Here is a 25780-nt window from a genome sequence, read left to right as displayed (position 1 = left end):
GAATGCGTGGTAAGTTTCGGCCAACACCCCGGGTGGCCCTACCTAGGGCTGCACCTGAACGGTAAAAGCACCTCGCATAGTCACGTCATGCGTCTGAAAACCAGCCTTCTGCAACATAGAATCCTGCCGAGCCACGTACCAACTTTTGCAGGATGAATCGAAAATAATAGGGGCCGAGTTGCCGAACACGGCAGCCAGCTCCGGCGGGCTTACGCGGGCATTACGGCGCAGCACAACCGCTTGAACACCAGGCAGCGGCTGGCGGGCACCGCTTAGGCGCCCGTTCACAAAGGCAATCCGCATGCCGCGCCAAGCAGTTAGCGTTAGGCCTGGCTCTGCTATCCGGGCTGGGATGGGGCTGCCGCGCCACCCCGACCGGTAGTTTACCTGCTGCGCATCGCGCTGAATGCTGCCGGGCACAATGCGGTACGTGCGCTCAGTTTCAGTAAGCGGTAATGAGTCAAGGGTAACCACTTCGGCCGCAGCTCCGTGCCAAAAGCCTACTACTGAGCGGCGCGGAATGCTATAAATAACCACACGCTTATCAGGAGCGAGCTGGTGAGCGGCCCATACCCGGCTGCCGGCAAATACGCCTAACAACGCACACGCCACACCCAGCCACGGCAGCTTCCGAACCCGGAAAAACACCAGCAACGCCAGAATTACGGCAAAAAGAAGCCAGACTTGCGGCGCCGTCACCTGAATTCCCGATACCAGAGCGCCCGGCATGAAGCGGCCAATGGAAAAGATGTATTCATTAAACAGCCAGACCATCTGCTCAAACAACCACGCCACGGCCTGCGGCAGCCACTCAAGCGCGGCAGCGGCTTGGCCGGAAATCAGACCTAGCACGGCCACTACCCCTTTCAGTACGAGCAACAGCAACCCCACGTACACGGCGCCGCTGGAGATGGGTACCGCTACCAGGTTAGAAAACAGAAAGCTGAGTGGAAACTGATGGAAATAAAATAGCCCCAGCGGAAACGTGGCCACCTGCGCCGCCAACGACAGCGCCGTGGCCTGCCATACATAGTCTAGCGCCGTGCCCAGCCACTGCCAGGCGTGTTGCACCGGTTTGGGCTGCCAGGGCCGCTGCTTATCCAGAAAATATTCCCGAGGCTGCAGCCTGGCCGCTATGCGGGGCTGCAGGTACACGATGCTGAGCACCGCCAGAAACGACAGCTGAAACCCAACGTCGCAGAGCAGGTAAGGGTCGTAGCAGAGTAGCACGAAGGCCGCTACGGCCAGCAGGTTGAACATGGAGGTTTGGCGGTTGCCGGCTCGGCCCACAATGATGAACGAGAACATAACGGCAGCTCGCAGTACTGAGGCGGAAAGCCCCGTGACAAACGCATAGCTCCAGATGGTAGCCAGCCCCAGCGCGGCAGCCACTAACCGGAACCAGGCACTACGTCGCCCAGGCACCAAACTCAATAGCCATGTAACGGCCCCAAACAATAAGCCCACCTGCAACCCCGATACCGCCATGATGTGCGTAGTGCCGGTGCTGGCATAGGCCTGCTTGGTTTCCTGATCTACCTCATCCTTAATGCCCAACACCAACGCTGAGGCCAGTGCGTATTCCCGCTTGGCGTGCACATATTCCCGAAATATTCCGTCTAGCACACGAGCCGCACGCATGGCCGTGGCCCGCAGGCGGCTCGGTGGGGCAAAGGCAATTTGCTGGTATTGATCGGGGTGAATAAACTGCTGGTGGTACACCTGATGATACTCCAGGTAGCGGCGGTAGTCGAACTCGCCGGGGTTCAGAGGCGGTTTACTAGGTGCCGGCGCGCCCCGAACCACCCATACCTCTCCATATTGCGGAGCTGCCACTCCTTCCTCGCGCGGAATGCTTACCCGAATACCGCCCTGCGCCGGCTGCCATTTGCCTGCCACCCGTACTGCCGACACGCGCACGGTGGTGGCATACGTAGCGGGTCGCGTCACGGTGTAGTCATCAACCACCGCCCGGTAAAACTCCACACGGCTCCCGAAACGATATAAGTGGTCAGGGGCGCGCTTTTCGGTGGCTTGTTGGGTTAGCGCCGCACCGGCCACGTATAGCGCTATAATGGCCACAAGTCCCGCGAAATCGGTAGGTGCCGGGCTCGGTTGCTTGGCTGCCCACAGTTGCACCCCGAAAAATAGTGCAGCCAGCCCTGCTACTGCCGGCCACACGTTGGGCAGGCTTTCTCCGAAATACAGATACGTCAGGATGCCGGCCATGAGCGGCAGCGTGAGCCGAACGAAGGCGTTAGGAGCCCATTTGATGACCATAAACCGATAGTGTAGCGTGGCTAGCTAGTTGCGTAGAAGCCGGCAGTATCGGGAGGCGAAGCGAGTAAAACAAGCTGAATAGTAAAAGCAAACCCTGCTCTCATCACTGAAAACAGGGCGTTAATATTGTGCGCTTTTGCCGGGGCCTCGGCAGGGTTCAGCTTCTAAACCAGCCTAGGGCCGCTTCCAAACCATGGTGTAGTGCTCGATGCCTGCTTCAGTGAACTGCTCGCCTACTTTCTCAAAGTTGTGCCGCTCATAGAAGCGTACGGCGGGCAGTTGCGCATTCAGATATACGGTGGCATGGGGGTAAGCAGCGTCTACATCCTGAAGCACGGCGGCCAGCAACGCAGCGCCAACCTGTTGATTGCGAAAGCCTTCTAGCACTGCAAAACGCTCCAACTTCACGCCCTTTTCCGTTACGCGCCACCGCGCCGTGCCACAAGGTGTTCCGTCGGTGGCCTGTGCCAAGTAGTGCGTAGCGTCGGTACGGTCATGGGCATCGTTTTCCAGGTCGGCGGGCACGTTTTGGCCAAGCACAAACACGGTTTTACGAATAGCCAGCGCCGCATCGAGTTCCGGCGCTTGTGGAGAAGAAATACGATGTACCTGCATGGGAGCTTTCGTCAGGGGGATGAGTTGGGCAGGGTTTTCTGCGGATTGGGTTTGGGCGAAAGTAGTAGATCCACTTGTTTCTGGCGGCTCCACCACGGCTAAAAAAACAGCCACCCGGTGGGTGGCTATTTTACTAGGTACTAGAGAGCGGCAAACCGCCGAGGGCTTATTGCTCCTCGTTCACGGGCAAAGCCTGCATGCCATCATTCTCGCGGCGGGCATCAGGGTGCTTGCCGGCGTCGTGGTTAGCTACCTCGTCCTGCCGACGGCGGTAGCTGGGCTGGTAGTCGCGCACGGGGCGGTTGCCTTGGTTGGCCTGCTCCTTCTGCTGCTGCACGTCAAATTGGTCGTAGGCCTGCACAATCTGCTTCACCAGGCGGTGGCGCACTACGTCCTCCGAGGTCATTTCCACAAACCCGATATCCTGCACATTGCGCAGAATATCCAGGGCCTGAATCAGACCGGATTTTTGCTTGGTGGGCAGGTCAATCTGGCTTCGGTCGCCGTTCACCATCACTTTAGCGTGCGGGCCCATCCGGGTCAGAAACATCTTTAGCTGGCTAGGCGTGGTATTCTGGGCCTCATCCAGCAGCACGAAAGCATTGTTGAGGGTTCGGCCGCGCATGTAGGCTAGGGGCGCAATTTCGATGGTCTTGTTCTCGAGGTAGAACTTGAACTTCTCGGGCGGCAGCATGTCCTCTAAGGCGTCGTAAATCGGGCGCAGATACGGGTCAACCTTTTCCTTCATATCGCCGGGCAAGAAACCGAGACTTTCGCCGGCTTCTACCACGGGGCGCGAGATGATGATTTTCTTGACCTCTTTGTTTTTAAGCGCCCGCACCGCCAACGCCACCGAAATGTAGGTTTTGCCTGTACCAGCCGGCCCCAGCGCAAACACTAGGTCGTGCTTTAGTACGGCATCTACCAGGCGCTGCTGGTTGACCGTTTTGGCTTTAATAACGCCGCCCTTCGCCCCAAACAAGATTACGTCGGGCGAAACTGCCAGAATCCGGTCCTGCTGATCTTCATCAGCCGAAGTCAGGTACTGGCTCACGGTTTTATCGGTGATTTGGCCATACTGGTGGTAGTGCTCCAGCAAGGCTGACAGGATTTCGTTGATGCGGCTAATCACGGCCGTTTGGCCTTGGATTTTGATTTCGTTACCGCGGGAAATGATTTTACTGCCCGGGAAGGCAGCTGCCAACTGGCGGATATTTTGATTGTCAGGACCCAGGAATTCAACCAGGGAGACGTTTTCGAGCGTGATGATTTTCTCGACCAAACTAGAGGGAATTAAAAAGCGGAAGGAGAAGAAAAGAAGTGGAAGGCCAGAGCCGTGGAGCCTTCTACAGGATAGAACAACAAAAATCAGATTATCGTTGCGGTACCTGTTTCGCGGCAAAACGCCTACTTTTGCCACCCCCGCAGGGGTCTTGGCAATAGTACGAATAACTCCGAATTTCCGGTCATGGGCTTGATTACGTTTCTGTCAGATTTTGGGTACCGCGACCATTACGTGGCGGCCGTGAAAGCCAAAATTCTGCAGCTAGGCCCGCAAGTACCCGTAATCGATATTACGCATGGTATTGAGCCGTTTAACATCGCGCATGCCGTGCACGTGCTGGGCTCAGTGTATCATGATTTTCCGGAGGACACGGTACACTTAATTGGCGTAAACGACCTAGGCGCTCCACGCGCCGCCTGGCATGCGGCCCGTTTCAAAGGCCACTATTTTGTGTCCGCCGACAACGGCATTCTACCTTTGCTGTGTGATGGTCCGCCCGAAGAATTCGTGAAGCTGGGCACTGAGCACACCGCAACCTCCTCTCCTACCCGCGACCTGCTGGCCCCCGCCGCCGTGCGCCTGGCTCTCGGCGACGAGCTAGCCGCCCTGGGCCCTGCTGCCACGGAAGTGTATCAGTTGCTGAACCGCCAATTGCGCCTGCAGGATAACCGCATTACCGGCCACGTGGTGCACGTGGATCATTACGGCAACCTCATTACCGATATCACGCGCACGGCAGTGGAAGTTATTGGCCGCAACCGGCCCTGCACCATTCACTTTGCCCGCGAAACGGTGCGCGAAATTCTGCCGCATTTTCAGTCTACCTCGCCTGGTGAGGCTGTGTGCATTTTCAACAGCCGCGACCAACTGTGCATTGGCATCAATCAAGGCAACGCTTCGGAGCTACTAGGTCTGCACTTCGACTCGCAGGTGGATGTGCGCTTTCCGCTGGAGGAAGCTTAGGTCTAACAATAGCTCAAACCTTCACTAGAGGCTTAAAAAAGCATTTTTTTCGTTCTGTTTATTTATTATGTTAAGTAAAACCTGACAGGATGACATGCTCTTAAGGCTACTTCTATCCCCTCATATTACTCACCACTTCCACACTTATTCATCCTATGCTCATCCGGATTGTGCGTATGACGTTTGCTCCCGAAAGGGTGGCGGAATTTCTTCAGATTTTTCGAGATTCTGAACACCAAATTCGGCAGATGCCGGGATGCCAGTTCCTGGAGTTGTGGCAAGATGCGGACATGCCCCACGTGTTCTGCACGCACAGCCACTGGGACTCAGCCGATTCCTTAAATGCCTACCGCCGCTCTGAGCTATTTGGGCAAGTGTGGCCCGCCACCAAAACCTTATTTGCGGCAGCGCCGGTGGCTTTCTCGGTGCACAAAGTGGAGCCCGCCACCATGCCCGCCGATCTGGGCTAGGCCCTGCCAGTTGCCAAACCTTCTACTGGCTTTAGGGCTTTGTACCCGTCAGCCATTACCGGTTGGCGGCCGTATGTGCCCTAGTACTTGCCTCACGCAGGCTAGCTTCCCTTTTTGCTGATGACTCCCGACTACTTCGAATTCTACGAGCTTCCCGAAACTTTCCGCCCCGACGAGGCCGCGCTCAAACGCCGCTACTACGCTCTGAGCCGCGAATATCACCCTGATTTTCATGCCACGGAGAGTCCCGAGCGTCAGCAGGAAATTCTACACCTAGCCACGCTCAACACCAACGCCTACCGCACCCTCTCCCACCCCGACCAGCGAATGGCCTATATTTTAGGTCGCCATGGCATGCTGGAAGAAGGAAAACAGGAGCTTCCCGCAGATTTTTTGATGGAAGTTATGGACCTGAATGAACAGCTCATGGAGCTGGAATTCGAGCCTGATGAGGCGGCAGTTGAACGCCTCGAAAATGAAGTCAACGCCCTGACGGACACGCTGGAAGCTGGCATTGAGCCGGTGCTGGCGGGCTACGAAGGATTACCCGTAGATGCCCGCCATCAGGCCCTGGAACAAGTGCGCACCTATTATTTGAAAAAGCGCTACCTGTTGCGCATTCGCGAAAGTCTGGCTAAGTTTGCATCCCGTTCCTGATCTACCGACAAGAACGGCTCGAAATGCCCAGATGGCGGAATCGGTAGACGCGTCGGTCTCAAACACCGATATCGAAAGATGTGCCGGTTCGACCCCGGCTCTGGGTACAATAAAAAGGCCTCTCTGCTAAGCAGAGAGGCCTTTTTATTGTATGGTCGTTCAGTAAGCTGCTGGGGCTATGACAACAAACCAGCTTGCTTGGCCGCACTGATTAGGGAAGGCGCATTCTTGATAGTGGCCACTACAAATCCTTTAGCTGAGTTCTTCAGTTCCTCCTTTTTTACCTCTCTCACCGATTCAATGGTAAAATCGCCCAGCGTTTTGAAGGCGTGTGTGAGGGCTTTGCGCTTCGGCCGTTCTGATTTTAGCTGCTCCAGTACCAGCGCCATTTGCACATGCATCTTCTCACGCCGCGACTCGAACACGGGTTCGGTGGCAATGTGGGGCTTGATGGCTTCAATAAGGTGCACCAACGGCAACAGCTTGCAGGCCGTGGAAACCAACGCCACATCAATGGTAGGCTGAGCGTACTTGTAATTGATAGCTCTTACTTTATTCCGAGCTGTAGTCCGCAACCCCGCGTGGCCGGTGCTAGCTGACTTATCCTCTTCAACGGTGGTAACCGGTTGGCTATTCTCACTCATGGTATATGCTATAAAATCTTATCTAAAATAGGCATTCCGAGACCTGATTACCTAGTGGCTGTTTTAAAATTGAGGTCTTGCTGGCGCTCCTAAAGCTATCCGGGGCATTATTCCCGCGGCGCGTTGGTGCTTGGCAAGTCCGGAAATCTGCTTTCCAGCAGCTGCTCAAACGTCTGGGAACGGTCGTTCAGGAAAATATCGTGGTGGAAGGTATCGAGTTTGAGCAGCAGGTAGAGTAATTGCTTGCGCTCGGCGGGCTCCAGCGTGCCGGCCACCATGTGGGCTACTTGCCCCATGCGTCCAAACAGCATAAACAGCACTTGCCGGCCTTTCTCCGTGATGGTAAGCAGCTTGCTGCGCCGGTCGGTGTCGTGGGCCTGCTCGGCTAGCAGGCCTTGCTTCAGGAGCCGCTTTAGTATCTCGGTGCCGGTGGGTTTTTCGTGAATGTTGCGCACTATCACTTCGGTTTTGCTGAGCGGCTGCTGCCCGTACACCGTAACCAGGTACGAGAAATCATCATAGGTCAGCAAGGGCGAGCCCTCCAGCGCCAACCGCATATAGGTGCGCGCATACCGATACATAAAGGTGATCAGCTTACTGATGCGCGACTCGTCGAACTCGGCTTGGTGGGCCGCGGTGCGGGTTACGGCCGTAGCATCGGGCACGGTGGCCGTGCGCGTGTGTAGCCACGCGGCAAATGCTGCCATATCATCCGCCGACCCACTGGTGGAATGTTGCGCCTCAAAAGCTTCGGCCAGATCTACTAGCTGACGGAAAAAGGCATAGTTCATATCGGGAAGGCAGGCTTAGAATACAATACCAAAAATAGTTTTAGTAATACGAAAACATACTAAAAAGCTATAGGTTTGCGATAATAAAATATCGTCATATTACCTCCACCTACCATGAGAGTACTTTACCTGCTGCTTTTGCTACTCAGCGCAACCAGTGCTATGGCCCAATCAACGGGCATCCTCACAGGGATTGTACGCGACCGAAAAACGCAGGAAGTAGTGCCGGGCGTTACGGTTGTGTTGGAAGGCACGGAGCTGGGCACCTCCTCCGATGCAGAGGGCCGCTACCGATTGGCTAATATCCCAACGGGCAGCTACAATGTAAGGGCTTCGTTTGTAGGATATGAGCCGTTGCTGCGGGCCAATGTGGTCATTACCTCCGGCAATGCATCCATTATTAACCTGGAGCTGAACAGCAGCAGCCAGCAGTTGAGCGAGGTACAGGTGGTAGGAAGCCGTGCCATCCGGGTGGCCACGGCCGAAACGCCCTTGTCGGTGCAGCGCATTAATACCGAGGAAATCAAGAGCAACCCCGGCGGCAACTTCGATATTTCGAAGGTGATTCAGACGCTGCCGGGTGTAGGCGGCGGTGGTACGGGCGGTACCTCGGGCTTCCGCAACGACATTATCATCCGGGGTGGCGCGCCCAACGAAAACGTGTACTACCTCGATGGCATTGAGGTACCGGTTATCAACCACTTCCAGACCCAGGGCTCCTCGGGCGGGCCCACGGGCATTCTAAACGTGTCGTTTATTGAAGATGTAACCCTGAGTTCCTCGGCCTTTGAGGCGCGCTACGATAACGCCTTATCGTCGGTGCTGCAGTTCCGGCAGCGCGACGGCAACCCCGACCGCGTGCAAGGCAATGTGCGCCTGAGCGGCACCGAGGTGGCAGCCACGCTGGAAGGACCACTAGCGAAGAACACCACCTTTCTGGCCTCGGCCCGGCGCTCCTACCTCCAGTTTCTGTTCAAAGCCATCGACCTGCCCATTCGGCCCAACTACTGGGATTTCCAGTACAAAGTCACTACCAAACTCTCGCCTAAAACCACCATTACCTCGCTGGGCCTGGGTGCCATCGACCATTTTGAGCTGGCCGTGCCCCGGAAAACTTCTCCCGACAAAGAATACACGCTGCGCTCCACGCCCACTATTGATCAGTGGAACTACACAGTGGGCCTAGCCTTGCGCCAGCTGCTGGAAAATGGCTACCTGAACGTGGCTCTCAGCCGCACCCAGCTCGACAACAAGCTCGACCAATTCGAGGACCGCACCACCACGGACGAATCGAGAAGGGTGCTGCTGACGCGCTCCGGCGAAACCGAAAACAAGCTACGCGTGGATGTGAACAAGGCCATAGGGCGTTGGCAGTATGCCTATGGAGTAGTGGGCCAGTACGTGCAGTACGACAGCCGTTTCTTCAACCGGGTGCGCAACGAGGTGCGCGACGCGCAGGGCAACCTGGTGTCGCCGCGCGTGGACGTGCGCTTCCAGACAGCTATTGACTTTGCACGCTTCGGAGCATTCGGGCAAGTAACCCGCACCCTGCTCCCCAACGACCGACTGACGCTGTCGGCGGGTTTGCGCACCGATGGCAACTCCTTCACGGAAGACGGTGGTAACCTGCTGCGCACCCTGTCTCCGCGTGTATCAGCTTCGTATGCCCTGGCTCAGCGCTGGAACCTGAACGCCTCCGTGGGCCGCTACTACAAAATTCCGCCTTCCACCATTCTTGGGTTCCGGGATGAGGCAGGTAACCCCGTTAATAAAGGCAGCCGCTACATCCGTTCCGACCACTACGTAGCCGGATTGGAGTTTCTGCCCACGGCCGCTACCCGTTTCACGCTCGAAGGCTTTTATAAGAAGTACAGCCACTACCCCATTTCCGTGCGTGATGGTATCTCGCTGGCCAACCTGGGCGGCGACTTTGCGGCCCTCGGCAACGAGGCTGTGAGCAGCACCGGCAAGGGTCGGGCATTTGGCGCGGAGCTGTTTTTCCAGCAGAAGCTCACCAAAAAGATCTTTGCGGTAACCTCACTCACGGCTTTCCGCTCAGAGTTTTCGGGCGCTACGGGGCAGTACCGGCCTTCCGCCTGGGACTCCCGGTTTCTAGCCTCAGCGCTGCTAGGTCGTAAATTCAACAAAGGCTGGGAGATGGGCTTCAAATATCGGTTTGCCGGCGGCTCGCCCTACACTCCTTTTGACCTCGAAGCCTCGCAGGCCAGCTACCTGGCCGTGGGCCGCGGCGTACTCGACTACTCGCAGCTGAACACGGTGCGCCTGGGCAGCTTCCAGCAGTTTGATTTCCGCCTCGATAAGAAGTTCAACTGGCGCCGCACCAGCATCGACCTGTTCCTGGATGTGCAGAACGCGTTTTTGCTGAAAAACCCCAGCCTGCCCAGCTACACCTTTCAGCGCACCGACGACAATACCGGCTTCATCACCACCGACGGCCAGCCTATCCGCCCCGACGGCTCCAATGCGGTTCCTACCCTTCTCCAAGACGACGACCCCACCGTTACGCCCACCATCGGCTTTATTCTGGAATTCTAGAAAACATAGGAGCAATATCTGGAGCGGAGGAGCCGCTTTTCAGAGGTTTGAGCTTACCAGGCACCTAGTAAACACAGCAGCGCCCTAGCTTCACGATAACTCGGAGGCTAGGGCGCTGTAGTGTTTACTAGGTGCTCTTACTGAATAAAGCCCGGACGAATCAGGTTTTCAAACGTGAAAATTTCGTCCCACTTGGCCTGGGTAAGCAGCTGGCGCTCTGTCACGGCAATATCATACACCGATTTGCCGGTTTTTAGAGCTTCTTTCGCAATTTCGGCGGAAGCTTCATAGCCGAGCACCGGGTTAAGCTGCGTCACGATGCCAATGCTATTGCGCACCATGTTCTCGGCGTGTTGGGCGTTGGCCGTGATGCCTACCACGCACTTATCCGTTAAGGTATGGCAGGCGTTGGTCATGTAGGAAATGGACGTGAACAGAGCAAAGGAAATCACGGGCTCCATTACATTCAGCTGCAACTGGCCAGCCTCGGCAGCCATCGTCACGGTAAGGTCGGCCCCGATAACGTAGAACGCGGTTTGGTTGACTACCTCGGGCACTACGGGATTGACTTTGCCAGGCATAATGCTGGAACCGGGCTGCAGGGGCGGCAAATTAATTTCAAACAAACCCGTGCGTGGGCCCGAAGAAAGCAGGCGCAAGTCGTTGCAAATTTTGGAGAGCTTCACGGCCGTGCGCTTCAGCACCCCGGAAAGCTGCACGTAGGCGCCGGTGTCGTAGGTAGCCTCAATCAAGTCGCCGGCCAGGCTGAGGTTGAGGCCGGTTACCTCGCGCAGATGCTTGGTTACCAGCTCAGCGTAGCCACTGGGGGCATTTACGCCGGTGCCAATGGCCGTGGCCCCCATGTTGATTTCGCTGATGAGGTTGCGGCTGTCCTCAATGCGCAGCAGCTCCTCGCGCAAGTTGGTAGCAAAGGCCTTAAACTCGTCGCCCATGCTCATGGGCACGGCGTCCTGGAGTTGGGTGCGGCCCATTTTCAGCACATTTCGGAACTCCTCCCCTTTCGCGGCAAAGGCGTCGGCCAGTTTGCCCAGGGCCTCGCTGTAGCCAATCAGCTTGTTGCTGAGCGCAATGCGAAACGCGGTGGGGTATGCATCGTTGGTAGACTGGGAGCAGTTGACGTGGTTATTGGGGTGGCAGAACTCGTAGTCGCCTTTGCGCTTGCCCATCAGCTCCAGGGCCACGTTGGCAATTACTTCGTTGGCGTTCATGTTCACGGATGTACCCGCGCCGCCCTGAATCATATCGGTCAGAAATTCATTGTCCAGCGCCCCGCTGGCTACCCGGTCGCAGGCCTGAATAATGGCTTCGGCAATATCGGGAGCTAGTACACCCAGGTCGCGGTTGGCCATGGCCGCGGCTTTCTTCACATAAGCAAGCGCCTGCACAAACAGCGGCTCCGATTTCAGCGGAATGCCCGTGATGGTGAAGTTTTCGATGGCCCGCAGCGTCTGGATGCCATAGTACACATTATCAGGAATGGCTCGCTCGCCAAGAAAATCGTGTTCAAGCCGGGTGGGAGCTTGCTCAAGGGTAGTCGCTTCCATAAAGAGGAATTGGGTGGAGTGAGAGGTCAAGGCCTACGTACGCAGCTGCGAAGGTAAAAGCTCAACTTTGAATGCAGCGGCTCTCCATCCAAGAGCACAACGTTAGCTCTTGACTACACTTACAGCAAACTTAACTAAGAGCCGCTCACTTGAAGCTTTAGCTGCACCTAGCCTCTTCCCAAAACAAAAGCGCCCTGCTCCAAAACAGAAGCAAGGCACTTTTATAGGTCAGATGCTCAACAAGTTAGAAGTTGTACGCCAGCCCGCCCGTTACGCCCGTAGACTTGCCTACGTTGCGGCCAGCCACATAGGTACTAGCCCCTACCACGAGCCCAAGCCCCTGGGCCAGCGGCCGAAATGCGCTTACCCCTACTCGCGTAAAATCGACCCGGGTAGCCGGAAAAAAATTATCGAAGCCGGGCTGCAGAATATCGGTGCCGTTGCTGCCTGACTTCTGAAAAGCGGCCCAGCCATCGATATAAAACTTGGGACCGGCATAGCCTACCTTAGTTTCGGCCACAAAGGCATTGGGTACCCTACCCCAGCGCACGCTGTAGCCTGCCTGCCCCGTGATAAATACGCCCGAAACAGTTTGTAAATGCGCAATACCGGACGTAGAAACCTTGGTGGCCTTGTTGCCGATGGCAATGATATACTCCAGGCCCTGCTCCGACTTATAGTTGCTGACCGGCGTGCTCACGCTCACTACCCCCATTAGGTTCAGGATACTGCTGCCCAGCTCCGTAGAATACGTTTTGAACTTAAGCAGGCCCGAAATGTCCTGTAACCCCTGACGCACATTGGTATAGCGCAGGTCTTGCACCACTCTGCTGTCCGCATTTCCTTCCGAACGGATATAAGGCAGGCTCAGTACCGCTTCTATTTTATCGGTGATGCCGTAGTTGGCATACACACTCACGGAGCGCACTTCGATGCGCTTGAAAATAGGCACCGCATCAATTTTCTCGGGCACCAGATACACACTTTCATACCACTCTTGGGTTGCCGAAACGGAAACCGAGCCGTGGTTTTTACCCGACATAAAGCCGCTGCTCAGGCTTTGGGCCCGGCCCGCCAAACAACTCAACAGAAGAAATGCCACGATGGGCGAGGAGTAAGTGTGCTTCATCGAATAAAAGAGGACGATTTCAAAAAAATTAACAATAGACCCACAGCCGTAAAACACAATTTGTGCTCTATTCTCAATTTAGGAAAATACGGTGGGTAATTGCTGCGCACATACGAAAGCAAATTGCGAATCGGTTTGTTTATGAGGCAAATCCAATGAACATTTGTTTTCGTTTGTACTTTGCCTCTATTCGGAGGCCTAGTCAAACTTTCCGCTAAAAGTACCGCTGGCGCATGAAAAAACTCTCTACTGCCTCTATTTACTTCTTCATCTCCGGTGTCCTGCTTTTCTCGGGCTGCGCCAAGGACACGGAGTCGGATGCTTCAATTGCCAGCGTAGCCGTAGCCAACGCAGACTTCCAGATGTTGGAAGATGCCGCGGTCCGGGGTGGAGTTGTCGAGACACTGTCCAATAAAAATCCAAATGATGCCGAAGGAAACTTCACCGTTTTTGCACCTACTAATGCGGCGTTTGCCCGCCTAGGGTTGCGCACCGCTTCTGACCTGAACGGCCTACAACCCTCCTTCCTCACGAATACCCTGCTTTATCACGTAAGCGGCGGAACGCTACCCGGCGCTGCCCTTACGCCGGGCCTAACTTCGGGCTCAGCCGCTGGCGTGAGCCGCCGCATACTGGGACGCAACGGCGTGCGCTACGTGAATGGCTCGCGCATACTGGCAACGGATGTAAAAGCCACCAACGGCACCATTCACCCCATTGACAAAGTGCTGCTGGCTACTAGTGGCGATATTGTGCAGTCGGCGGTAGCCCTGAAAGATGCGCAGGTGTTTACCACGCCGGAGCTAAGCTACCTAGTAGAAGCAGTGCTGTACACAGAACTGGCCGGGGCCCTCAAGGGCGCAGGGCCTTTCACCGTTTTCGCCCCTAGTGACCAGGCTTTCCGTGATTTAGGCACGTTGCTGCAGGTGCCATTGCTAGTACCCGCCGACATTCGTAAGCTGCCCAAAGAAACCGTTACGGCCGTGTTGCTCAACCATGTGCTGGTAGGCGGCAAGTTCACGCCCGAGCTACCCGAAAATACCGCCGTTACCCCGCTGGGTGGCACACCACTTTCCTTAGGTGCTTTCTCGAACGGAGTGCTAACCGTGCAGGGCAAGAGTAATGCGGCCCCTGCCCGCATGCTTATCCCGGATGTGCAATGCACCAATGGCATCGTGCACGTCATCGACCGCGTGTTGCTTCCTTAACTTAAGCCTCTTCGTTCAGCGTTATCTGCTAGCTTTTCATGATATCCGGCGCTTTTACACGTACTTCAGGCCTGAGCTTCGGGTTGGTATTTCAGCAGTTTCAAACCGGCCTTCGGGCGTGGTGGCAACTGTGGCTGCTGGCATGCTGGCTGGTGCTGCCCGGAGTGGCGCAGGCGCAGGCTATCAACAAGTACTCGCTGGAAGGCGAGTGGAAAGGCCCGTTAACGGTGCCCGGCGGCAGCTTGCCCATTCAGTTTATTGTAACGGAGCTGGCCAGCGGCAACCGGTTTGCCGTGCTCAATGTGCCGCTCCAGCGCATCGACCGGATTCCAACGGCTGTGGCGCAGAACGGCGACACGGTTATTTTTTACGCCGAGCAGGTAGGCTGCCAATTTAAAGGCCAGCGCTCCGCCGATGGCAAACAGCTAGTAGGAGTCTGGACCCAGCCGGGGTTTAAGGCCTCGCTTACCCTAGCCTTTGTGGCGCCGCCACCTAGTCCGCCGAAAACGTTTCGGTTTCCGCCGCCTTACCGGGTAGAGGAAGTTGTAGTCCCAAATTTGGTAGACAAGCTCAGCCTGAGCGGCACACTTACCATTCCGGCAGGGCAAGGCCCGTTTCCGGCCGTGGCGCTGCTTTCAGACTGGGGCCCACAAAACCAGGACGGGCAGGTTGGCAACTATAAGCTGCTGGGGGGCCTAGCCGACTACCTTACCCGCCGCGGCATAGCGGTGCTGCGCTTTCATGATCGGGGCGTGGAAAAATCAGGCGGGCAAGATGCCGCCGCCAGCCCCGATGACCGGGTGCATGATGCCCAGGCGGCTCTTGACTATATGCGCACGCAACCGCTGCTTGATACCCAGCACTTGGGCCTGATTGGGCACGGCGAAGGCGGCAATGTGGCGTTGCTAGCAGCTGCCCGGCCCAACCCACCTGCTTTTGTGGTAGCGCTGGCCGCCGCCGGACTATCGGGGTCCGAGGTGCTGGCCTCCCAACCCGCCCTGGGCTTCCCCGCTGCCATGGCCGATAGCGCGCTCCAAACGTTGGCGCGGCAGTATCAGCAAAACCAGACAGCCACCCAGCAACAGGTGGAGAAAATGCGAGCCGATGGAGCCAATGCCGCCCAGATTCAGATTTACCTGGATCAGCAACGCCTGCGCCAAAAAGCAGACGAGAAAAAGCGCCTGGATGCTCTGCAAAAGAAGCAACGGGCCATGGTAGAGCTAGTCCGCCAAAACCCCGACGACCAGGCCGCCCGCGCGGCAGTGGCCAAGGCACTGCGCCAAAACCTACCCAGCCTCCCCGACTCCATATATGCGGCTGGAGCCACCTGGCTGACCTCTACCTGGGCCCGCTCCTACCTGCGCTTTTACCCCCAACGCGAGCTAGAGGCCGTGCAATGCCCCGTTTTGCTGCTGCACGGCACCAATGACCTACAGATCAGCGCAAATGAAAACCTGCCGCTGCTGGAAAAAGGGCTTAAAAACAACCGCCAGGTACAGACTAGGCGCCTAGAGGGTATCAACCACTTGTTCCAAGGCTCGCCTACCGAGTGGCCGCTCATTGATGGGCAACCCTCGCCGGTTTTCTCCGCTGCCGGGCTGGATGCTATCCGTAACTGGATTCAGCAATTGGCGCCCCCTGTTAAGTAGAAGCAGGTCAAGCTAGCTAGTAAGTAGGTAGTAATATTTTGCTTCTTTATCCGCGCCTGATGAATGTAAGCCACTGTAAGAGCAGGACTTAAAAAAAGCTGGCACCCCACATAAGTGCAGAGTGCCAGTAATCGGTTACAGACGAAGGATACCCTACGCTACCTGAGCCAGCGGGCGAACCACTTCGGCATCCAGAATTTCAACAATAAAGCCATCCTGCGGAGAATACGTTTTGCGGTAGTGCACTACCAGCTGCCGGCCACGGGGCGAGGTTACGTGCGTGGTGCAAATGTCGCCGTAGGCTTTTTCCTTTTCCAGGAAGGGCTGCAGGCTTTGAATGGTATGCAGAAACTCCGCGGGTAGTAGTCCGTGTTGCTCCTGCAGTTTCACGGCACTGACGGGGTAAAGAAAACGCGTGTTGAAGAGAATCATGTAGTAGAATTTCAAGCCAGTTTGTGCTGGCCTGACAACACCTTTCTGGGGTGCTTAATTCCTGACTGCTTGCTATTTGACCTGCTTTTTACCTTTAGTAAAGTGAAAAGATACACCGTTGAAAAAACGCCTAGGTCGCTCCCTGCATTCAACCGCCATATTGCTGCAGAATGCCCGCTAACTCGTTGGCACGCGCTACATCACCCGTGTCGGCGGCGGCTACGTACAGGTGCTGCAGCGTGAACAGCTGCATCCCAATTTCCCGGTCGAATAACGCGGCATCGGGGCGGGAAGCATAGTAGGCCAGGTGCTGCGTGGTACGGGTAGTAAGCGTGTCCATGATTTCCTTGGCCCGCTCAGTTTCCCCTACGGCTACCAACGACGGGACCAGGTCGGGCGTGTAGGCATCGTAGGGCAGCGCGGCGTCGGGCAGCACGGTGAGGCATTTGTGCAGCACCTCTCGGGCACGGGGCAGGTTGCCAGCATCGGTGTAGGCGCGGGCCAGGCGGGCAAACTGCTGACGGTAAGGCGCTAGGCTGAAACGCTGATTTTCATCGTAATACACCTTAGGGTTGTCGAGGTTGCGGTAGCTGTATTTGCGCATTAGCGAGTCGTAGAGCAGGTCTTTCGCTACTACGCCTTCTTCCGGCAGCCGTATTGCTGTACTGCGTACGGCCGGCGCACGGCACGGCAGCAGGCGGCAGGCCAGGCCCTCTAGCTGCAGGTAGGCTTCTAACCCAAGGTAGTTGGCGGAGCTCACGGTATTAGCAAAATACACCGGCCGCTGCCAGTTGTTGGTGGCCAGCACATCCAGCAGCGCGAGGTTTTTCTTTTCCAGCGCGCCTTGGCTCACCTGCCACTCCATACGAGGCACTACCTGCCCCAGCCGCTCGGGCGGCACAATGCCACTGCGCCGCACAGCAGCGGTATCAATGGGCAGCACTAGCTTAGTGGAGGGGTACGACAGCAGGGTCTTCGAGCCGTCGCCATACGACACTTGAAGTAGCGGGCTGTTTTGAGACACGAGCTGCACAAACTCACGCACATTCAGCTCCTTTACGGCAGGGTTTTCCACGAAAGGCAGGTAGTCGTTGGTGCCTTGCCGGTACTGGGCCGTGCTGATGGACAAGGGTAGTGGCGCCGATTGGTAATTGCGCTGCCGCATCTGCTCCACATACCAGTCGGTATTGAGGTAGCCCGATACCATCACCCGAACATCGGGACGCACGCCTTCAACCTCCTGGGCGTACCAGAGCGGGAATGTGTCGTTGTCGCCTTCAGTGATGAGAATGGCGTTAGGGGCCAAGGTGTTCAGTACGTTTTTGGCATAGTCAATGGAGCTGAAGCGGCCGGTCCGGTCGTGGTCGTCCCAGCCTTCCAAGGCCATCAGGGCGGGTACTGCTAGGCCTAGCACCGAAACCAGCACCAACCGCAGCCGCGCTGATGCCACCAACCGCCCGAATGCGGCGTGCAGGGCCGGAACGCCTAGGCCAATCCAGATGCAAAAGGCCATGGTGGCCCCGGCAAAGGTGTAGTCTCGCTCACGGGGCTCCTGCGGCGGCTGATTGAGGTAGAACACAATGGCTAGGCCCGTAAGCGCAAACAGCAACGCCACCACCAGCGCCTGCCGGCTATTACGGCGCGCCTGCCACGCTAGCCCTACTACCCCCAGCAGAAACGGCAATCCCAATAGCGCATTGCGGCCGCGGTTTTCGGCTACGCTGGCTGGCACCGCCTGGTCAGAGTTCCAGGGCCAGAGCACGCCGGCGTGTTGTACGTCGCTTTCGCGGCCAATGAAATTCCAGCCGAAATAGCGCCAGAACATATGACCAAACTGGTACTGCCACATAAAGCGCAGGTTCTGCCCCATGGTGGGCTTGCGGCCCTCTTCCAGATCATCAACCCACTTGCGGTAGTTGCGCACCACGTCCGGGGTAGTACCCGCCGGACCGCTGTAAATGCGGGGTAGCAGCATCTTATCGGAAGCTTCATAGCGCAGTTCCGAGCGGTGGTCGGTGGCTTCGTAGCGGCCGTTTTGGCGGGTATAGCGCGGGGCGCCGTCTTCCTGCGCCGTGGGCTGGGCAAACACATGCGGCCCGTAGAGCAGGGGCCGGTCGCCGTACTGCTCGCGCCGCAAATAGCTCACGAACGACAGGACTTCGTTAGGCGCATTTTCGTTGATGGTAGGATTGAAGCTGCTGCGGATAGGCACAATCAGGTATGAGGAATAGCCAATCAGCACGAACACTAGGCCTAGCAACGCCGTGTGCAACCCCACGCGCCCCGACCGGTAAGCCGCCCGAAATGCAACTGCCAGCAACCCGCCAAACAGCAGCAGGAACAGTACTAGCCCCGAGTTATACGGCAACCCGAAGGTGTTCACGAAGAACACTTCACTAGCCCCCGCTAGCGTCGGAAGCCCCGGAATAATGCCCTCTAGCACCACCAGCACTAGCGCGCTGCCCACCAACAACGACACAGCAACCCCACGCCAATTAGGCTGCGCGGCGCGCCGGAAATACCACACCAGGCACAGCACCGGAATAGCCAGCAGATTCAGCAGATGCACCCCAATGCCCAGCCCGATAACGTAGGCAATGAGCAGCAGCCACCGGTCGGCACCGGCGTCATCGGCCCGCTTTTCCCACTGCAGCATCAGCCAAACTACCAGCGCCGTTCCGAAAGTTGATAAGGCGTACACCTCGGCTTCCACAGCATTAAACCAGAAGGAATCGGAGAAAGCAAACGCCAGTGCTCCCACTACCCCACTGCTGAGCACCAAGGCTGTTGCGCTACCAGGCTGAGGGCTTGAGGCGTGAAAGGGGCTAGTAAATACCAGTCGCTCAGCTAGGTGCGTGATGATACCAAACAGCAGGGCTACCGTAGCGGCGCTGGCCACGGCCGACACCATATTCACGAGCACTGCTACTTGCGTGGGCTCGCCTAGAGCCAGCAACGAGGCCAACCGCCCCAGCAATAAATACAGCGGCGCGCCCGGCGGATGCGGTACCAGCAACTTGTAGGCGCTGGCCGTAAACTCGCCACAATCCCAGAACGAAGCGGTGGGCTCCAGCGTGAGCCAATACACGCCCAACGAGAGCAAAAAAAGCCCCACGCCAAGCAGTTGTTTGAGGCGAGAATACGACATAAGCGCAGGTTTGAGGTGACAGAAAAAATGCATCCGGCGGCCCGGAATGACTTCCAGACTGCCGGATGCATTTTTTACCTCGGCCGTTGCCCAAGGCCCGAAACCTGTACACCACTAGGTCCTTGGGCAACTCAAACCTACAAGGTAAGCTCCACCGTTACGGCCGTAGAGCCGCCGGCATCATCATCTGTAACCAGCAGCAGCTCATAGCGGCTAGTGCCTACGCGACGGCGCACAGCTATGCTTTCTACTTTGCCCCGATACGGTTTGCCGCCGGGTAGCTCTAATTGGGCCAGCGTAACGGGCAGAACTTTGTTGCTTGATTCAGTTAGGCGCAGGATCCCTACAAACGAGCCCAACACGGCACCGTCCAGCACGGCATCCTGGGTGTCTTCTACAGAAGCCGTGACAAACAGCGTATTCTCAAACCAGGTAGCCCCCGAGAAACCGGCTGGCTTGCCATCAATCATGGGCAGTTCAAACAGTTGCTTCCGAATGGATGGCACCTGGGTTGTGCGGTGCTGGAGAAACTCAAAAGTGGCGACTAGGGGCAACCGGAACAGCAAGTTGCCTTTCGCTGAGCCTACCGTGCGCTGAAACATGAGTAACTCGGTAGCAGTAGCCGCTACGGCCTCCAGGTTCAGCACCACCCCGCCTGGCAGGTGCGTGCGCAGGGCGGCGTACAGCCCGCTCAAGCTTATAGGGTACACTGTTTCGGCACTGCCTGCCGCCTTAGGCAGCGGCACCCAGAAGCCCTGCTCCCGTGCCGCCGTGGCGCCCGAACCCAGCACCAGCAAGCCGGTTTCGCCTGTGGGTGTCGTTAGGGCGGTAAGGCATTCCAGGTCCAGCTTTAGCTCCTTCGGAATCCGACCACTGCTGAAATGCGCTGACTCAAAAAGCTGCGTATGCTGACCCGCCGCCAAAGTAGCCGCATTCAGTTGATACAGATACGGCGCATCATCTCCGATGACGTAGGCAATATTTCCGACGACCTCTACTCCGGAGGCCGAAGGCAAATTTGGTAACACGGCTTCATGACGAATAAGAGCGCGCATAGATTAAGGACGTTAGCTTAGGTTCCTGGGCGAAGTAGGCAGGCCTGCATAGCAGGCTTACTAGGTCTCACAGCCTAGCAAACCGCTTGCAGCGCTCAATCAACCTAGTCTTCGGATGGCTACTTTACAATCGTAAACTCTACGCGCCGATTCAGCTTTCGGGTTTCCTCTTTATCGTTGGAAGCGCGCGGCCGGCTTCCACCGTAGCCCACAGTACTGATGCGCGTTGCCGGTACGCCACGCGTAACGAGGTAGCGTTTTACCTCTGCAACCCGTTCCTCCGAGAGCTTCACGTTCAGGTCAGCGCGACCTTGGTTATCAGTGTGTCCTTCTAACCGGATGTTTACCGTGGGGTTGTCCTGCAGGGTACGGGCCAAGCGGTTCAGCTCGGTGTACGAAGCGGGCAGCAGCGTGTATTTGCCCTGCGCAAAAATAAGCGTCGGCAGCTCCAGGCTCGAGCCTACGGCGGCGGGCACCAGGGTCAATTCCAGCGTACGGGAGCCACTCATGGTAATGGTATCGGTGGCCGTTAGGTAGCCTACACGGCTGGCCAGCAGGCGGTAGCGGCCGGGCGGCAGCGTCATCTGGAAGTTGCCCCCTGACACATCAGTACGGGCAGTGGCATTGAACGCCAGGTCGTTGCCTAGCCGAATGGCCTTCACCTCAGTAGCCAGCGGTAGGCGGGTTTTGGCATCGAGCGTGCGTCCTGTGAGCAGCGTGCGGGGCGCGACGGAAGGGAGCACAACGGCGACTGGCGGAGGCGTGGCGGTATCCCGCACCACCGCTACCCCCGTCACGGTCCGGAACAGGTCAGCCGGGCCATTAGCCGTGCGCGACGAGGAATAGTAGGCTTGCTTGCCATCGGCGGTAAGGCTCAGGTAAGCATCGAAGCCCGGCCCGTTCATGGGGGCGCCCAGGTTGCGCGGTTCCGTCCAGCGGGTCCAGGTATCATCAAGGCGCTGACTCACAAAGATATCGGCGCTACCAAAACCAGCATGACCATAGGAGCTGAAGTACAACGTTTTGCCATCGGGCGCCAGCCACGGGGCAAAGTCGAAGCCCGGGGAGTTGATGACGTCGCCGAGGCTAGTTGGGTCGCTCCAGGTACCGTCGGCCAAGGGTCGGCTGATGTACAAGTCGTTGCCGCCCTGCGAATCGCCGCGCTCCAGGGAAAGCAGCAGAACCTGCTCATCGGGCGTCATGAAGAACGACGTGGCAGGACCAGCCGAGTAGTAATTGGCAATCGTCAGGGCCTCCGGGTGCGTGTTTTTAGCGCTGCCCGTACGCGCAGCACGGCTTACTCCTTCGTCGCGGAAAGAGCCGTCCCGCTCATAGCGTCCGCGCACCAGCAGGGTTTTGCCCTCGTTTGTAATGGCCATCACGCCGTTGTGCTGGGTAGTGTTTAGGGCATCGAGGCGGGTAGCCGGGCCCCAGGTACGGCCTTCGTCTGCTGACGAGGCTACCCAAATATCCCCCGACTCAGTGATGCCCTCGGTGTTGCCGGCATAGCGGGTGCGCACAAAGTATAGGTTGCGGCCATCGGGCGCTACCACGGGCTGTAGCTCATTGCCCATGGGGGTGTTGTGGTTGGATAGCGGAGCCGGCAAGCCAAAACCCAGTTGGGTATCATCAACGTTCAGGCGCAGCTTAAAGAGCTTCCATTGTTGGCTGGCCCGGTTCTGTACCCGCTGGCCTACGATGGGCGTACCGTTAAACTTATCAGCGGCGGCCAGGGAAACGCATTTATCGTTGCCGCGGCTCACTAATGTGTAGCTGCCAATCGGGCCCGATGGAATCAGTTTCCACTGCTGGTAGAAGCTGCCAGTCCAGGGGCGCTGCACCAGTGGGGCGTTTTCATCAGGCTTTTCCAGGGTAAGGCACTTGCCACTGTGGCGGGCCTCAATGCGGTAAAAATCACTACCCTTCGCAGCTGGCACAAACCGCCATTGCTGGCTATTAGCGTGGGTAAACTCCCACTGAATGGCAGTAGCGCCGGCTTCGGCCGAGGCATTGGTAATATCAAGCGAGCGGCCACTGCCCCGGGCTATAACCCCGTACCAGGCATTCTCATCGGGGATAAATGTACCCTGCGCCTGCAGGGGTTCAGCGGTAAATACTACAAGTGCTAACAACAGCAGCACCAATCGAAATAGCGGATTACTCATGCACGCGAAACAGATAGACGGGGCCGCAAGTTAGCCGAAATCTGCGCCTGCGCCTGCGCCTTAGCGCATCAAAAAGGCGCCGTCCTCCACAACGGGAGAACAGCGCCTTTTAGTACACGTAGCAGATAGCGTCCTAGCAGAGCGGTTAAGGAAAGCCACTAGTTATTGTTTATATACTTAAAGCGAACAAAACGGTCGTTTTCATAAATAGCGGTAAAGTGTCCACCCGCTGATTTGCGCTCCGGCTTGCGCTCAACCGGCTTGGCCTGTGCTACAGGTGCCGTAGGTACGGATGGATACGCGCCGGGCGCCATACCGGGGACATGGCAGATGAAGGAGAGGATTTTGGAGGGCATGGTGTGTTTCCCGTTAGTGTTTAGAGATTTAGACATGAGCTGCGGTGTGATTTGAAGGGAAAAATCTGTACTCAGGCAAGACAACTAAACAATAAAAAGGCGGTACTATAAAGATATTGCCATTTCATTGAACGATGCTAAGGTATATTTTTTCTTTCTAAAATGTAAATAAGTAGCAGCCCTTATTTTTATATCCGTACCAGTACGGATATAAACCACGTAATCCTTGTCTGCTGCCTGCTAGGCCCTTAAACTCCCTGGTTGCACATTGCGGACACGCGCAAAAGTGCCTAAATTTGATTTTTAGGCACTTTCTTCTCTATAAACAGGTATCAGGTAGCGCCAGGGCACCGCTCTGATTTCAGGTTTGCCTACTCTTCTCTGCTCTTACACCTTACCTGCTTGTGGGAGTAGCATGCGTCCTTTCCTTCCTGCTCCCAAGTGCTTACCCGCTATGTACCTGCTGCACCTTATAACTATGGCTATTTTCTGGTACAATTTTGAGCCGATCCCTCCTTACGGAATAAGCTTATTGCGCATAGCATACTGAATCAAGCCAACCACCGACTTGGAGTTGGTTTTGGTAAATAGGTTACGCCGGTGGGTTTCTACCGTTCGCTCACTAATGAACAGCTCATTGGCAATGGCTTGGTTGGAATACTCACGGGCAATAAGGCGCAGAATTTCCCGCTCCCGGCTGGTGAGCTCGGCGGCCCTAGTAGCTGCATCCAGTGCGTTGGGTATCTGGATGTTTTGCAGGAGCGTGGCCGCCACTTCCGGACTAAAATAGTTGTGGCCAGCCGCAACCTGCCGGATAGCCTCGCTTAGCTCAGCCTGGGTAGCGGTTTTGAGCACGTAGCCTGAGCCACCAGCCTCCAGTACATCGGCAACGGTGGCGTGGTCATGAAACATACTCAGAATCAGCACCCTGATATGGGGCCAGGAGGTTCGGATGGCACGGGCCAGCTCTACCCCCGACATTTCCGGCATGTTCAAATCCAGCACGGCCACCTGCACTTCCGGATGCTCAGCGAGAAGGCGTAAGGCCTCCGCTCCCCCGTGCGCCTGGGCCACTACCCGTAAATCGGTGGCTGGGCGCAGCATATTCTTCAGCCCTTCCACTACCACCGGATGATCATCAACCAGCATAAGCGGAATCACGTGCTTTTCAGGTGTGGGTGCAGCCATACAATGGAACAACGTTACGCTAACTGCCGAGCGGGTGGAAGGCAGCTGATTCCTACTCGAGAAAGGTAGTCTAATGTGCTTGGATTATCAATATAAAAAATATCATATATACAGTCAAATATTCACCCTTTCCCAAATTATCAAGGCTAGTGGTCTACTTCCTGAGTTTTTTCTACAAACTACCTTTCCGCCAAGGGTTTAGCCTATTACCATACCTAGTACCTGCTGGGCACTACGCAAAGAAGCCTCTTCTGCTTTCTGCAACCTACTAGGCCCACAAAAAGCAGAAGAGGCTCCCGGTAGAGCTGCCCGTTTTATTTCAGCCCAAACTTGCCCCGGAATTTGTCGCGCAGATAAGTTTGCTTGGTATCGAGGCCAAAGGAACGGCCATCAATCCAGGCGCGGGTTACGTCGTTGGTGCGCATATCCAGCAGGTCGCCACGGCTTACCACCAGGGTTGCGCTTTTGCCGGCTTCCAGAGAGCCATAGTCTTTCTCGACCCCCAGGATGCGAGCGGGGCTTAGCGTTATGGCCTCTAGGGCCTGCTCTTTGGTAAGGCCGTAGCCCGCAGCGGTTCCGGCAATAAAGGCCAAATTACGGGCACCCGAGGTTTCCTGCGAGCCTTCATAATCCAGGCAGAAGCGCACTCCGGCCTGCTGGAGCATACTGGGCAGGCGGTAAGGCTGGTCGTAGTCGTCGCCTTCACGGCGGGGCAGCGCATGAATTCGCGACAACACCACTGCTACGTCGTTTTGCTTCAGGAAGTCCAGCATCATCCAGGCGTCGCGGGCGCCCACTACCGTTACCTTCTGCACGCCCAGGCGCTTGGCAAAGCGCACCGACTCCAGCAGTTCCTTGCCGTAGTCGGCGTGGATGAAGAGGGTCTTGGTGCCATCAAAGAGGCCGGCCAAGGAAGTCAGGCGCAGGTTTTCTTTGCGGCTGGCGGGCTGTTGACGATACGCACTGGCCTCTGTGAGCAAGCTTTCCAGTTGGCGCAGCTGTTCCTGGCGGGCTTTTTCGCGCCGCTCTAGTACCTGTGCGTCCTCGTTGGGATTGGTTTTGATTATCATGGCGGGCCAGTTCAGGTGCAGGCCATCATCGGCTTTTACCTGCGCATCCTGCCAGTTCCAGGCATCGAGCTGCACCACGCTGCTCTGCCCCGACAGAATACCGCCCCTAGGCGTTACCTGGGTCAGCAGCACGCCGTTGGTGCGCACCGTCGGGATAATGTCGGAGTCGGTGTTGTAGGCAATGATGCTGCGTACGTTGGGGTTAAAATCGCCCACTTCGCGCGCATCTACGGTTGCCCTGATGGATTCCACCTCGGTGAGGCCTAGTGTGGAGTTGGGCAGAATCAGGCCGGGGTAGATTTCCTGACCCTTCACGTCAATCACCTCGAAAGCAGCGCGGTCCTGACTGAAGCCGCTTTGCGCGCCGGCGTAGGTAATGCGGCCTTTATCGAAAGCTACGGCGGCGTTGGGCACCACCGTGCCGTTGCCTACGTGCAGCGTGCCCCCGAGCAGCAGCACGGGCTTGCTCTGGGGTGGAGCTGGCGCCGGTACCTGGGCCAGCGCGGGCGTAGCCGCGAGCAAGGCCAGGGAAAAAAGTATATGTTTCATGGAGT

20 protein-coding genes and 1 tRNA gene are annotated in these 25780 nt (G+C 56.8%); 7 read left to right on the top strand and 14 right to left on the bottom strand.

The genetic code is table 11. The features are described 5' to 3' along the window. Window positions 1-42: 42 nt before the first annotated feature. From ACYVGU_RS03035 to ACYVGU_RS03025, 3 genes are all read right to left on the bottom strand, one after another. Complete coding sequence (locus ACYVGU_RS03035) at window positions 43-2280, bottom strand: ComEC/Rec2 family competence protein (protein ID WP_460620855.1); 2238 nt, start codon at window positions 2278-2280, stop codon at window positions 43-45. Between the two features lie 174 nt (window positions 2281-2454). Then, on the bottom strand, window positions 2455-3009 hold the full coding sequence (locus ACYVGU_RS03030; RefSeq protein ID WP_460620854.1) for a GNAT family N-acetyltransferase: 555 nt from the start codon (window positions 3007-3009) through the stop codon (window positions 2455-2457). Window positions 3010-3061: 52 nt separating this feature from the next. Further along, complete coding sequence (locus ACYVGU_RS03025; RefSeq protein WP_460620853.1) at window positions 3062-4177, bottom strand: PhoH family protein; 1116 nt, start codon at window positions 4175-4177, stop codon at window positions 3062-3064. A gap of 186 nt (window positions 4178-4363) precedes the next feature. On the opposite strand from ACYVGU_RS03025, the gene ACYVGU_RS03020 reads away from it, so the two are divergent. The 4 genes from ACYVGU_RS03020 to ACYVGU_RS03005 all read left to right on the top strand — a co-directional run bounded on the left by ACYVGU_RS03020 (window position 4364) and on the right by ACYVGU_RS03005 (window position 6377). After that, window positions 4364-5143 (top strand): SAM hydrolase/SAM-dependent halogenase family protein, encoded by a 780-nt coding sequence (locus ACYVGU_RS03020; protein ID WP_460620852.1) that lies wholly within the window; start codon window positions 4364-4366, stop codon window positions 5141-5143. A 155-nt stretch (window positions 5144-5298) separates the two neighbouring features. Then, on the top strand, window positions 5299-5613 hold the full coding sequence (locus ACYVGU_RS03015) for a putative quinol monooxygenase (RefSeq protein WP_460612537.1): 315 nt from the start codon (window positions 5299-5301) through the stop codon (window positions 5611-5613). A gap of 120 nt (window positions 5614-5733) precedes the next feature. Continuing rightward, complete coding sequence (hscB, locus tag ACYVGU_RS03010; RefSeq protein WP_460620851.1) at window positions 5734-6270, top strand: Fe-S protein assembly co-chaperone HscB; 537 nt, start codon at window positions 5734-5736, stop codon at window positions 6268-6270. Window positions 6271-6295: 25 nt separating this feature from the next. Beyond that, window positions 6296-6377, top strand: a tRNA-Leu gene (locus ACYVGU_RS03005). Between the two features lie 69 nt (window positions 6378-6446). Here ACYVGU_RS03005 and ACYVGU_RS03000 read toward each other — a convergent pair. Then, window positions 6447-6914 (bottom strand): hypothetical protein, encoded by a 468-nt coding sequence (locus ACYVGU_RS03000; RefSeq protein ID WP_460620850.1) that lies wholly within the window; start codon window positions 6912-6914, stop codon window positions 6447-6449. Window positions 6915-7021: 107 nt separating this feature from the next. Continuing rightward, window positions 7022-7705, bottom strand: a complete 684-nt coding sequence (locus ACYVGU_RS02995) for a MarR family winged helix-turn-helix transcriptional regulator (RefSeq protein ID WP_460620849.1) — start codon at window positions 7703-7705, stop codon at window positions 7022-7024. Window positions 7706-7819: 114 nt separating this feature from the next. On the opposite strand from ACYVGU_RS02995, the gene ACYVGU_RS02990 reads away from it, so the two are divergent. Beyond that, on the top strand, window positions 7820-10261 hold the full coding sequence (locus ACYVGU_RS02990) for a TonB-dependent receptor (protein ID WP_460620848.1): 2442 nt from the start codon (window positions 7820-7822) through the stop codon (window positions 10259-10261). A 137-nt stretch (window positions 10262-10398) separates the two neighbouring features. Here the strand turns inward: ACYVGU_RS02990 and aspA are convergent, their stop codons facing one another. Together aspA and ACYVGU_RS02980 are read right to left on the bottom strand one after the other, a co-directional pair. Continuing rightward, complete coding sequence (aspA, locus tag ACYVGU_RS02985) at window positions 10399-11826, bottom strand: aspartate ammonia-lyase (RefSeq protein ID WP_460612542.1); 1428 nt, start codon at window positions 11824-11826, stop codon at window positions 10399-10401. A gap of 244 nt (window positions 11827-12070) precedes the next feature. Next, window positions 12071-12955: a hypothetical protein gene (locus ACYVGU_RS02980; RefSeq protein ID WP_460620847.1), complete on the bottom strand. Its 885-nt coding sequence runs from the start codon at window positions 12953-12955 to the stop codon at window positions 12071-12073. A 233-nt stretch (window positions 12956-13188) separates the two neighbouring features. Between ACYVGU_RS02980 and ACYVGU_RS02975 the strand changes: the two genes are divergently transcribed. Next, on the top strand, window positions 13189-14163 hold the full coding sequence (locus tag ACYVGU_RS02975; RefSeq protein WP_460620846.1) for a fasciclin domain-containing protein: 975 nt from the start codon (window positions 13189-13191) through the stop codon (window positions 14161-14163). A gap of 38 nt (window positions 14164-14201) precedes the next feature. Then, a complete protein-coding gene (locus ACYVGU_RS02970; protein ID WP_460620845.1) occupies window positions 14202-15812 on the top strand; it encodes an alpha/beta hydrolase family protein in 1611 nt (536 codons plus the stop codon). Window positions 15813-15965: 153 nt separating this feature from the next. Here the strand turns inward: ACYVGU_RS02970 and ACYVGU_RS02965 are convergent, their stop codons facing one another. The 7 genes from ACYVGU_RS02965 to ACYVGU_RS02935 form a co-directional block, all read right to left on the bottom strand. Further along, the gene (locus ACYVGU_RS02965) at window positions 15966-16244 is read right to left on the bottom strand and encodes a hypothetical protein (RefSeq protein ID WP_460620844.1); all 279 of its coding nucleotides are present in this window, start codon (window positions 16242-16244) and stop codon (window positions 15966-15968) included. A gap of 148 nt (window positions 16245-16392) precedes the next feature. Further along, window positions 16393-19392, bottom strand: coding sequence for a glycosyltransferase family 117 protein (locus ACYVGU_RS02960; RefSeq protein ID WP_460620843.1), 3000 nt, complete (start codon window positions 19390-19392; stop codon window positions 16393-16395). A gap of 137 nt (window positions 19393-19529) precedes the next feature. Next, window positions 19530-20447, bottom strand: coding sequence for a DUF6929 family protein (locus ACYVGU_RS02955; protein ID WP_460620842.1), 918 nt, complete (start codon window positions 20445-20447; stop codon window positions 19530-19532). A 119-nt stretch (window positions 20448-20566) separates the two neighbouring features. Next, complete coding sequence (locus ACYVGU_RS02950) at window positions 20567-22612, bottom strand: RICIN domain-containing protein (RefSeq protein ID WP_460620841.1); 2046 nt, start codon at window positions 22610-22612, stop codon at window positions 20567-20569. A gap of 158 nt (window positions 22613-22770) precedes the next feature. After that, window positions 22771-23004: a hypothetical protein gene (locus tag ACYVGU_RS02945; protein WP_460612550.1), complete on the bottom strand. Its 234-nt coding sequence runs from the start codon at window positions 23002-23004 to the stop codon at window positions 22771-22773. Between the two features lie 480 nt (window positions 23005-23484). Further along, window positions 23485-24156, bottom strand: a complete 672-nt coding sequence (locus ACYVGU_RS02940; RefSeq protein ID WP_460612551.1) for a response regulator transcription factor — start codon at window positions 24154-24156, stop codon at window positions 23485-23487. A 314-nt stretch (window positions 24157-24470) separates the two neighbouring features. Continuing rightward, window positions 24471-25775: an amidohydrolase family protein gene (locus tag ACYVGU_RS02935; protein ID WP_460620840.1), complete on the bottom strand. Its 1305-nt coding sequence runs from the start codon at window positions 25773-25775 to the stop codon at window positions 24471-24473. Between the last annotated feature and the right edge of the window lie 5 nt (window positions 25776-25780).

The sequence above is a fragment of the Hymenobacter tenuis genome, assembly GCF_054780495.1.
This window is presented reverse-complemented; position numbering and strand designations above follow the sequence as displayed.